Raw genomic sequence first — 9170 nt, forward strand, 5'->3', positions numbered from 1 at the left:
GCGCCCGCCCGGCCGTGGCGACGACCGGCGCCAGGGCGGCCGTGGCGCGGCGCTCCGCCTGCTGGTAGGCGGCGAGCCCGGCCAGCGCCGCCGCCCGCCGTTCCGGCGATGCTGCGGTTTCGGCGCGCAGCAAGGCCAGGAACAGCGGCAGCGGACGCGGGCCATGTTGCGGCGCGGTATCGATTGATGCTAGGCGGGTCGCTTCACCATTACGGGACAGCGTCATGGCCAAAACTCGTTCGGGCGATTCGGGCGTCGTCATTGTCAAGAAATACGCCAACCGCCGGCTCTACAACACCGAGACGTCGAGCTACATCACGCTGGAGCATCTGGCGGCGATGACCCGCGAGGGCCGCGAGTTCAAGGTGGTCGACGCCAAGACCGACGAGGACATCACCCACAGCGTCCTGACCCAGATCATCATGGACGAGGAAGCGCGCGGCGAGACGATGCTGCCGGTCAACTTCCTGCGCCAGCTGATCGCGATGTACGGCGATTCGATGCAGGCGATGGTGCCGCAATATCTGGAAGCGTCGATGGAGGCGTTCCGCCGCAACCAGGCGCAGTTCCAGGACGCGATGAAGGGCGCCTTCGCCGGCGGCCCGTTCGCCGAGATCGCGCGCCGCAACATGGAAATGTTCGAGGCCGCCGCCGACGCGTTCAAGCGCGGCCGCGCCGCCGCGGCCGAAGCGCCGGGTGCGCAGGATGAGGAGATCGCCGCGCTGAAGGCCCAGCTCGCCGCGCTGCAGGCGAAGGTCGAGAAGCTTTAGGACGGATCGCCATCTTCTGAAGGGCGATCCGCCCTGGAGCGAGATCAGGCTGAACCGAAGCGCGTTCTTTCCTTCCCGTCATCCCGGCGAAAGCCGGGATCTCCCCATTTCCGCGTGATGCACCAGCAAGATCCCGGCTTTCGCCGGGATGACGGGGTGGGGGCGGCGTTGCGGTCTTGGTGATGGTGACGCATGCGATGGCGGGGCGATCGGGGTCGGCGCGGGGCCTGTGGATTGCCGCGCCGCTGCGCGGCTCGCAATGACGGGGTGGGTGGCCTGTGACGCGGAACGGCCGGCGGGTTGCCCCGTCGGCCGTGTTGCGTCCGTCATTTCGGGTGGGGTCAGGCGACCGCCTTTTCGGCGACGATCTCTTCGTCCGGATCGCGCAGCACATAGCCGCGGCCCCAGACCGTCTCGATGTAATTGTCGCCGCTGCAGGCGAGGCTGAGCTTCTTGCGCAGCTTGCAGATGAACACGTCGATGATCTTCAGTTCCGGCTCGTCCATGCCGCCGTAGAGATGATTGAGGAACATCTCCTTGGTCAGCGTGGTGCCCTTGCGGAGCGACAGCAGCTCCAGCATCGCATATTCCTTGCCGGTCAGGTGGACGCGGCTTCCGTCGACCTCGACGGTCTTGGCGTCGAGGTTGACCGCCAGCTTGCCGGTGCGGATGACCGACTGGCTGTGGCCCTTGGACCGGCGCACCACGGCGTGGATGCGGGCGATCAGTTCGTCGCGGTGGAACGGCTTGGTGACGTAGTCGTCGGCGCCGAAGCCGAACGAGCGCACCTTGGAATCCATCTCGCTGATGCCGGAGAGGATCAGCACCGGGGTTTGCACCTTGGCGGTCCGCAGCTTCTTCAGCACGTCGTAGCCGTGCATGTCCGGCAGGTTCAGGTCCAGCAGGATGATGTCGTAGTCATACAGCTTGCCGAGGTCGAGGCCCTCCTCGCCCAGGTCGGTCGTATAGACGTTGAGGCCCTCGGTCGTCAGCATGAGCTCGATCGCCTTGGCGGTCGTCGGCTCGTCTTCGATCAGCAACACTCGCATCAGGTCGTCCCCCGTTACGGCGCGACGGCGATCCCGCCCCGCTGCCCGCGGATAAATCATTAACCATTACGGATGTGAACGACAAACCTTAATATGGAATTAAGAACAACGGCGGGAATTTCTGTCCAGACCCGCATTTCACCTATTCATGGTGTGAACCGCGCCGGATTGCTTTTCCATAAATTGGCGATGATAAATTGTGTGCTAGGGAGATGCGGGCGCAGATAATCGCGGCGGAGATCGCGGTTTGATGGGGAGAGAAACCATGTCACTCGACGAATATAATCGGCACGCAACCTTGGGTCCGCTGGCTGGGCCCGCGACGTCGGCGGCGGCATCTGCTGGGCAAAGCGCTTATGAGGCAAGTCATGCCCGCCCGCAGTCTTGGGCGCAGTCCGGCTCTGTTTCGCATCGGCCGCGCCCGGAGCGGCCGCGCTGGATGCGGCGGAATCCACTGTCGCGGGGCATCGCAATTGTGCTTGTGGCGCAAGCTGGCCTTTCCGCGATATCGATGATGACGCGCCCCGGCTCGCCCGTGGCGGACCTTCTGTCATTGGGTTGCATTGTCATGACCGTAATTGGCGTCGTCGGGATTGGAGTTGGCGTCAAGGACCGGGTGCGCGGGCGCAAAACCGGCGGCGGCGACGAAGCCGCCGCGTCACCCGGGGAGGCAGACGCAGTTTCTGACCCGGAATAGCCGCGGGCGCTGCGCCGGCTGAGCTTGGGCGACGGCAGATAAGCCGCCGATCAGCGCGGGCAGTCGGCAAGTGCGGTCAACAGATGGTCGATCAGGACGGTAACCCGCGCCGGGCGCAATATGCCGGGCGGGGTGATCAGGTGCAGCGCAACCGGCGGGAAATGCCAGTCGGTCAGAATCGTTTCGAGCGCACCGCTGGCGATATCGGCGCCGACGATGAAATCGGGCAGCACCCCGATGCCCAGGCCGGCGCGTAGCGCGGGGAGCAGCGCGTCGCCGCTATTGGCAATGAGCGGGCCGGTGGGTCTGACCGCAACCTCGGCGCCGTCGGGGCCGGTGAACCGCCACAGGTTTGGCGTCGGCAGCAGCGAGTAACCAAGGCATGCATGTTCGCCCAGCTCCGCCGGGTGGTTCGGCCGGCCATGCCGATCGAGATAGGCCGGGGCGGCGACGATATGGCCGCTTACCGAGCCAACGCGCCGCGCGCGCAGCGAACTGTCCGGCAGGCTGGCGATCCGAAGGGCGATGTCGATTCCTTCGGCCACCAGATCGATCTTGGCATCGCTCAAGCGCAGGTCGATGGTGATGGCCGGATAGCGATGCAGGAAATCGGCGAGCGCGGGCGCCACCCGTTGCAAGCCGAAGGTCATCGGCGCGGCGAGGGTGACGGTGCCGCTGGGCGCGGTTGCTTCGTCGCGGGCGGCTTCTTCGGTGGCGTGCGCTTCGGCGAGGATGGTCTGCGCGCGCGGAGCGAGGGCGCGGCCAGCTTCGGTCAGCGTCAGACTGCGCGAGGTGCGGTGGAAAAGCTGGGTGCCGAGCGAGGTTTCCAACCGGGTTACCGCCTTGGACACGGTCGCCTTGGACAGGCCGAGCGTATCGGCGGCGGCGGTGAAGCTGCGCTGTTCGACGACGGTGGCGAAAATCGCCCAGGCTTCGAAATCGGGAAGGCGCATAAACAGAAACGATCCGTTTCTACTGTTTCTATTTTCGTTTTGATCATGGCCTCTATCTTGACGGCAAGCAAGCGGCCAACCCCGCTTCCCGGAGAGATAAGATGATTGAGAAACGCAGTTTTGAGAGCCTTGGCCACGCCGATCACGGCTGGCTGAACGCCCGGCACCATTTTTCGTTTGCGAATTACTATGAGCCGGCGCGCATGGGCTGGGGCAAGATCCGGGTCTGGAACGACGACGAGATCGCCCCGAACAGTGGCTTTCCCGCCCATCCGCACCGCGACATGGAAATCATCACCTATGTCCGGTCGGGCGCGATCACCCACAAGGACAGCATGGGCAACGAAGGCCGCACCGCCGCCGGCGATGTGCAGGTGATGAGCGCCGGCACCGGCGTGCGCCATGCCGAGTACAATCTGGAGGCGGAACCGACGACGATCTTCCAGATCTGGATCGAGCCGAAGCGGCTGGGCGGTGCGCCGAGCTGGGGAACGAAGCCGTTTCCCAAGAACAGCCGTTCCGGGCAGTTCGTGACGCTGGCGAGCGGCTTTGCCGAGGATATCGCCGAGGGCGGCGCGCTGCCGATCCGCGCCGACGCGCGGGTGCTGGGCGCGACGCTGAAGGCCGGCGAGACGCTGACCTATGCGGTGGGCGAGGGGCGGCATGCCTATCTTGTCCCGGCGACCGGCGGCGTCAGCGTCAACGGCGAGCGGCTGGCGGCGCGCGACGGCGCCGCGATCGGAGGCGGCCAGACGGTGACGATCACCGCCGACGCCGACAGCGAACTGGTTCTGGTCGACGCCGAATAGGCGTTGGCCCCGGCCCCGCGTGCGTCCCTCTCCCCTGCGCGCGGGGCCACCCCCCTCATTCTTCCAAACAGGAGTTCATGTAATGGCGAAGGTATTGGTGCTCTATTATTCCGCCTACGGGCATATCGAGGCGATGGCTGAGGCGGTTGCCGAAGGCGCGCGGGCGGCGGGAGCCACCGTCGACGTCAGGCGCGTGCCGGAAACCGTGCCGGAAGAGATCGCGCGCGGCGCCCATTTCAAACTGGACCAGGCGGCGCCGGTCGCCAAGGTTGCCGACCTGGCCGATTACGACGCGATCGTCGTCGGCACCGGCACCCGCTTTGGCCGCATCTCATCCCAGATGGCGGCGTTCCTCGATCAGGCCGGCGGGCTGTGGCAGTCCGGCGTGCTGCACGGCAAGGTCGGCGCCGCCTTCACGTCCAGCGCCACCCAGCACGGCGGACAGGAAACGACGCTGTTCTCGATCATCACCAACCTGCTGCATTTCGGCATGACCATCGTCGGCCTCGATTATGGCTTTCCGCAGCAGATGGGCCACGACCATGTGATCGGCGGCGCCCCTTACGGCGCGACGACGATCGCCGGCGGTGACGGCAGCCGCCAGCCGCACCCGGACGAGCTGGCCGGCGCCCGCTACCTGGGCAAGCGGGTGGCGACGACGGCGGCGAAGCTGGCCGCCTGACCACGACCGCGCGCGGCAAAGCCCTCTCCCGCCTGACGCGGGAGAGGGCCGGGCCGGCCATGGCCCTTGGCACGGCGTAGCGCCGCCAGGGGTCGGGCGGCGCGTGGCGGCGCATGGGCCGGCCAATACCCCCGCCCGCACGCAGGACGGGCAGGGGCGCTTCAGCGCCGGGCGGAGGTCCCGGCGCCGAACCGATAAACGAGCTGGCCGCCCTGCCACGCGCCGGCGGTGAGCAGCAGCAAGCCGGCCAGCCCGGCGGCCATCGCCGACAGCGCCGGCGACGGCAGCGCGGCGAGGCCGTCGCTGCGCAGCACCAGCGACGTGGCGTAGGCGGTGAACGCGCCGCCGATCAGCGTCATGTGGCGCAGCGCCACCGGCACGGCCTCTTCCGCCAGCGCGGCAAAATCGACCAGCCCCGCCGCCATCGCCGGGATCGCCAGGGCGACGCCGGCGGCGGTGCATAGCCAGGCCAGCGGCCATGCGGCGGCAACGCCGGCGAGCGTCAGCGCGTCGCCGGCCGTCGCCAGCGCCCACAGGGCGACCGGGAAATGCACCAGCATCGGGTGGATCGGGTGGCCGAACAGCCGCATCGCCGCCTGCCTAGGCCAGGTTGAGGACGGCGCCGGTCAGGCACAGCACGCCCGACACCGCGACAAGGGCGTGGATGACGACCACCGGCTTCGGCCCCGGCTTGCCGCGCAGGTGAAAGCTGGCGAGGAAAAAGCCGCCGAGCGCGGCGACGAGCAGCAGCACCAGCGCGAGCGCGGCACTGCCCCGTGCCCCGCCGAGCACCGCGAGCAGGGTCAGCACCAGCCCGGTCGCGCCGAGCGCGGCATGGACCAGCGACAGCGCCCACGGCGCCAGCCGGCCGCGTAGCACCGACGCGGCGAGGATCAGCCCGCCGACGGCGGCGACGGCAAATGATAGAAGCGCATAGCCAAGCATGTTTCCTCCCCTTCGCCGGCGCCTGTGCCGGCCTGTCACGGGGTTGGATGGCGGCGGGCGCGCCAGGTTCCCCGGCTGGGGCTTTCGCTTTGCCGCCGGGGGCGCCATATGCCGGGGATGCTGAGCGACCATGTCCTGTTCATCGACGGCGAGGCGATCGTCCTCGACAAGCCCGCCGGCCTGCCGGTCGACCCGCCGCGCGACGGATCGCTCAGCCTGGAGAACCATCTGGCCAGCCTGACCTTCGGCTTCCACCGCTGGCCGGTCGCGGTCCACCGGCTCGACCGCGACACCAGCGGCTGCCTGCTGCTCGCCCGCAACGCCAAGGCGCAGAAGCGCTTCGCCCAGACGTTCGAGGCCGGGCTGGTCGAGAAACACTATCTGGCGGTGGTCGACGGCGTGCCGGAAGCGGAGAGCGGTGTCATCGATCTGGCGCTGGCCAAGATCAGCAGCCGCGAGGCCGGCTGGCGGATGATCCCGGCGAAGAAGGGCAAGCCCGCCGTCACCCGCTGGACCCGGCTGGCTGAGCGGAACGGGCGGGCGCTGATCCGCTTCGTGCCGGAAACCGGGCGGACCCACCAGTTGCGCGTTCATGCCGCGTCCGGGCTGGGCATGCCGATCGTCGGCGACCCGGTCTACGGCAAGGGCGGCGGCGCGATGCTGCTCCACGCCAGCCACATCCGCCTGCCGCGCGACCCGAAGCCGCCGGTCGAGGCGAGCGCGCCGCTGCCCGAGCGGTTCCACGAGGCCGGGTTCAGTGCCTGAACCGTTCGCCCTGCCGGAGGATGCGATCGAGGAACGGTTCATCACCGCCTCCGGCCCCGGCGGGCAGAACGTCAACAAGGTGGCGACGGCGGTGCAACTGCGTCTCGACGTCTACGCGCTGCGCCTGCACCCGGCGGTGTTCGCGCGACTGAAGGCGCTGGCCGGCAGCCGTTGGACCCAGGACGGCGCGATCGTCGTCACCGCGCGCGTCCACCGCACCCAGGAGGCGAACCGGGCCGAGGCACGGACGCGGCTGGCGGCGCTGGTCGAAAAGGCGCATGTCGCCCCGGCGCGACGGGTCAAGACCCGGCCGGGCCGGGCGGCGCGCGAGAAGCGGCTGGAGGGCAAGGCCATCCGCGCCGCGGTGAAGAAGGGGCGGGGCCGGATCGCCCTCGACTGACAGGACGGGTTATGCATCATTTCGACATCGACAGCGCGGCGCCCAAGGTGGCGCTGTATCGCGAGATCGCCGGAGCGCTCGACGCGCTGACCGCCGATGAGCCGGACCCGGTCGCCAACATGGCCAATGCCGCCGCGCTGATCTGGGAATATCTGCCAGGCATCAACTGGGCCGGGTTCTACCGGCTGATCGGCGACGCGCTGGTGCTCGGGCCGTTCCAGGGCAAGGTGGCGTGTATCCGCATCCCGATGGGGCAGGGAGTGTGCGGCACCGCCGCCGCTGCCCGCGCGACCCAACTGGTCGCGGACGTCAATGCTTTTCCCGGCCATATCGCCTGCGATTCGGCATCGGCGAGCGAGCTGGTCGTGCCGATCGTCCATGCCGGGCGGCTGATCGGCGTGCTCGACATCGACGCGCCGACGCCCGGCCGCTTCGACGCGGAGGACGCCGCCGGCTGCGAGGCGCTGGTCGCGCTGCTCGCGCCGCGACTGGCCCGGAACGGGACGGCCTGAACCGCGCAAGCGCGTGGAGCGCCGGGCGGCGGCGTGGTAAACAGGCCGGCGACCGTATTCGTCGCCGGCGATCGCGCGGCGATGCGGCAGCGAGGGAGGATCCGATGGACGCAACCGCCCCGGCCGCGACTCTGGCCGCCGTCCTGCTGGCCGGCGCCGCCGCAGCCCAGCCACCGCCGCGCCTCCCTTATCAGCCGATGCCGCCGGCGCCGCCCGCCGCGTCGCCGGTCTACAGCCATGCCTATGACGGCGTGACCGCCGACGGCCGCGCCTATCACGGGACGTGGACCGGCACCTGGACCGGCAGCTATGACGACGCGCCGGTGGCGCAGTATCGCGGCCGTTACGACGGCGCCTATCGCGCCGTGCCGCCGCCGCCCTATTATCCGCCGCCACCGCCGGATTATGCGCCGCCGCCGCCGCCGGCCGCGCCCGCCGGGGGCTATGTGGCGGGCGGCTGGTATTACCCGGCGCCTGTCGTCACCACCATCGTCATCCAGTCGCAGCCGGTGCCGGTCGGTCGGCGCTGAGCGCGGTCGCGGCGCCTTAGCTCAGCCGGTCGATCGCATCGCTGTCGAGCGAGCCGGGGATGATCATCACCGGGCAGGGCAGGCTGCCCGCCGCGACGCCGGTGAAGTGGGTGACCAGCGGCCCCGGCCCGCCGGTCGCCGCCGCGCCGAGCACCAGCGCCGCGATGTCGGGGTTGGCGGCCAGCATCTCGCGCGCCAGCTTGATCGGGTCGCCCTGCCGCACGGTGATCGACGGGCGGATGCCGGATTCGGCGAGCAGGGTGCCGGCGGCGCCGGTGACCAGCGCCTCGGCGCGCAACCGCGCTTCTTCCTCTATGGTCGCCTGCACGTCGCCCCACTGGACGAATTCAGGCTTGGGCAGCAGCGCCAGTATCTGCACGCCGCCGCCGGTCTTGGCCGCGCGGCGGGCGGCGAACCGCAGCGCGCTTTCCGACTCGGCCGTTTCGTCGATCACCACCAGATAGGTGCGCATGCGTTTTCGTCGTCCCCCTCCGGTGAAAATCGTCCGGTGGCGCGAAGGTGAAGCATGACGGCGGCGCGCGCAAGTCATGGTCTTGACCGTTTTCGGGGCTTGGTCGAGAGAGGACGCCTGATCCGCTGCTCATGACGATTACGAGGATGTGCCCGCCCATGCCGATCGAACTGAAGATGCCGGCCCTGTCACCGACGATGGAGGAAGGCACGCTCGCCAAGTGGCTGGTCAAGGAAGGCGATACCGTCCAGGCGGGCGACCTGATCGCCGAGATCGAGACCGACAAGGCGACGATGGAGTTCGAGGCGATCGACGAGGGCACGATCGCGAAGCTGCTGGTTGCCGAGGGCACCGACAACGTGAAGGTCGGCACGGTGATCGCGGTGATCGCCGGCGAGGGCGAGGACGCGGCGGCGGCACCGGCACCGGCGGCGAAGCCCGCGGCATCCGAAGCGAAGGCGGAAGCGCCTGCGCCCACGCCGGAGGCGAAGGCCGACGCGCCGAAGCCGGCCCCCGCGCCGGCGGCACCGGCCGCGTCCGGCGACCGGGTCAAGGCCAGTCCGCTCGCCCGGCGGCTGGCCGAGGC

At 69.2% G+C, this 9170-nt stretch carries 13 protein-coding genes and 1 pseudogene; 8 read left to right on the plus strand and 6 right to left on the minus strand.

Annotated elements, in window-relative coordinates; translation table 11 throughout:
• Positions 1–226 (minus strand): annotated as a pseudogene (locus E4A53_RS14415) (alpha/beta hydrolase); the annotation flags it as partial.
• On the opposite strand from E4A53_RS14415, the gene phaR reads away from it, so the two are divergent.
• Positions 225–770, plus strand: a complete 546-nt coding sequence (gene phaR, locus E4A53_RS14420) for a polyhydroxyalkanoate synthesis repressor PhaR (RefSeq protein ID WP_136163813.1) — start codon at positions 225–227, stop codon at positions 768–770. The pseudogene E4A53_RS14415 and the gene phaR overlap by 2 nt on opposite strands.
• A gap of 341 nt (positions 771–1111) precedes the next feature.
• On the opposite strand, the gene ctrA is transcribed toward phaR, so the two are convergent.
• Positions 1112–1819 carry a response regulator transcription factor CtrA gene (gene ctrA, locus E4A53_RS14425; RefSeq protein ID WP_136163814.1) on the minus strand — a complete coding sequence of 236 codons (708 nt, stop codon included), beginning with the start codon at positions 1817–1819 and terminating at the stop codon, positions 1112–1114.
• A gap of 747 nt (positions 1820–2566) precedes the next feature.
• On the minus strand, positions 2567–3469 hold the full coding sequence (locus E4A53_RS14430) for a LysR family transcriptional regulator (protein ID WP_136163815.1): 903 nt from the start codon (positions 3467–3469) through the stop codon (positions 2567–2569).
• 101 nt (positions 3470–3570) lie between these two features.
• Between E4A53_RS14430 and E4A53_RS14435 the strand changes: the two genes are divergently transcribed.
• A complete protein-coding gene (locus E4A53_RS14435) occupies positions 3571–4278 on the plus strand; it encodes a pirin family protein (protein WP_136163816.1) in 708 nt (235 codons plus the stop codon).
• 82 nt (positions 4279–4360) lie between these two features.
• Positions 4361–4960: an NAD(P)H:quinone oxidoreductase gene (gene wrbA / locus E4A53_RS14440; protein ID WP_136163817.1), complete on the plus strand. Its 600-nt coding sequence runs from the start codon at positions 4361–4363 to the stop codon at positions 4958–4960.
• Positions 4961–5121: 161 nt separating this feature from the next.
• Here the strand turns inward: wrbA and E4A53_RS14445 are convergent, their stop codons facing one another.
• Positions 5122–5550, minus strand: coding sequence for a DUF2231 domain-containing protein (locus E4A53_RS14445; RefSeq protein ID WP_136163818.1), 429 nt, complete (start codon positions 5548–5550; stop codon positions 5122–5124).
• 10 nt (positions 5551–5560) lie between these two features.
• Complete coding sequence (locus tag E4A53_RS14450) at positions 5561–5905, minus strand: hypothetical protein (RefSeq protein WP_136163819.1); 345 nt, start codon at positions 5903–5905, stop codon at positions 5561–5563.
• A 117-nt stretch (positions 5906–6022) separates the two neighbouring features.
• Between E4A53_RS14450 and E4A53_RS14970 the strand changes: the two genes are divergently transcribed.
• The 4 genes from E4A53_RS14970 (at position 6023) to E4A53_RS14470 (ending at position 8112) form a co-directional block, all read left to right on the plus strand.
• Positions 6023–6670 (plus strand): RluA family pseudouridine synthase, encoded by a 648-nt coding sequence (locus E4A53_RS14970; protein ID WP_239018324.1) that lies wholly within the window; start codon positions 6023–6025, stop codon positions 6668–6670.
• Entirely contained in the window at positions 6663–7070 is a 408-nt protein-coding gene (gene arfB, locus E4A53_RS14460; RefSeq protein ID WP_239018325.1) for an alternative ribosome rescue aminoacyl-tRNA hydrolase ArfB, read from the plus strand. Before E4A53_RS14970 ends, arfB begins: the two co-directional genes overlap by 8 nt.
• Before the next feature lie 11 nt (positions 7071–7081).
• Complete coding sequence (locus tag E4A53_RS14465) at positions 7082–7582, plus strand: GAF domain-containing protein (RefSeq protein WP_136163822.1); 501 nt, start codon at positions 7082–7084, stop codon at positions 7580–7582.
• 104 nt (positions 7583–7686) lie between these two features.
• Positions 7687–8112, plus strand: coding sequence for a hypothetical protein (locus tag E4A53_RS14470; RefSeq protein WP_136163823.1), 426 nt, complete (start codon positions 7687–7689; stop codon positions 8110–8112).
• 16 nt (positions 8113–8128) lie between these two features.
• On the opposite strand, the gene E4A53_RS14475 is transcribed toward E4A53_RS14470, so the two are convergent.
• Positions 8129–8584: a universal stress protein gene (locus E4A53_RS14475; RefSeq protein ID WP_136163824.1), complete on the minus strand. Its 456-nt coding sequence runs from the start codon at positions 8582–8584 to the stop codon at positions 8129–8131.
• Positions 8585–8742: 158 nt separating this feature from the next.
• Between E4A53_RS14475 and E4A53_RS14480 the strand changes: the two genes are divergently transcribed.
• On the plus strand, positions 8743–9170 hold a 428-nt coding region (locus E4A53_RS14480; RefSeq protein WP_136163825.1), incomplete at its 3' end, for a biotin/lipoyl-containing protein.

Origin of the sequence: Sphingomonas flavalba, assembly GCF_004796535.1 — a bacterium.
GTDB classification, from domain to species: domain Bacteria; phylum Pseudomonadota; class Alphaproteobacteria; order Sphingomonadales; family Sphingomonadaceae; genus Sphingomonas_L; species Sphingomonas_L flavalba.

Bases quoted from the DNA above. Each gene is read 5' to 3' on its own strand.
- phaR (WP_136163813.1), top strand. From the start codon at position 225: ATGGCCAAAACTCGTTCGGGCGATTCGGGCGTCGTCATTGTCAAGAAA.
- ctrA (WP_136163814.1), bottom strand. From the start codon at position 1,819: ATGCGAGTGTTGCTGATCGAAGACGAGCCGACGACCGCCAAGGCGATC.
- E4A53_RS14430 (WP_136163815.1), bottom strand. From the start codon at position 3,469: ATGCGCCTTCCCGATTTCGAAGCCTGGGCGATTTTCGCCACCGTCGTC.
- E4A53_RS14435 (WP_136163816.1), top strand. From the start codon at position 3,571: ATGATTGAGAAACGCAGTTTTGAGAGCCTTGGCCACGCCGATCACGGC.
- wrbA (WP_136163817.1), top strand. From the start codon at position 4,361: ATGGCGAAGGTATTGGTGCTCTATTATTCCGCCTACGGGCATATCGAG.
- E4A53_RS14445 (WP_136163818.1), bottom strand. From the start codon at position 5,550: ATGCGGCTGTTCGGCCACCCGATCCACCCGATGCTGGTGCATTTCCCG.
- E4A53_RS14450 (WP_136163819.1), bottom strand. From the start codon at position 5,905: ATGCTTGGCTATGCGCTTCTATCATTTGCCGTCGCCGCCGTCGGCGGG.
- E4A53_RS14970 (WP_239018324.1), top strand. From the start codon at position 6,023: ATGCTGAGCGACCATGTCCTGTTCATCGACGGCGAGGCGATCGTCCTC.
- E4A53_RS14465 (WP_136163822.1), top strand. From the start codon at position 7,082: ATGCATCATTTCGACATCGACAGCGCGGCGCCCAAGGTGGCGCTGTAT.
- E4A53_RS14470 (WP_136163823.1), top strand. From the start codon at position 7,687: ATGGACGCAACCGCCCCGGCCGCGACTCTGGCCGCCGTCCTGCTGGCC.
- E4A53_RS14475 (WP_136163824.1), bottom strand. From the start codon at position 8,584: ATGCGCACCTATCTGGTGGTGATCGACGAAACGGCCGAGTCGGAAAGC.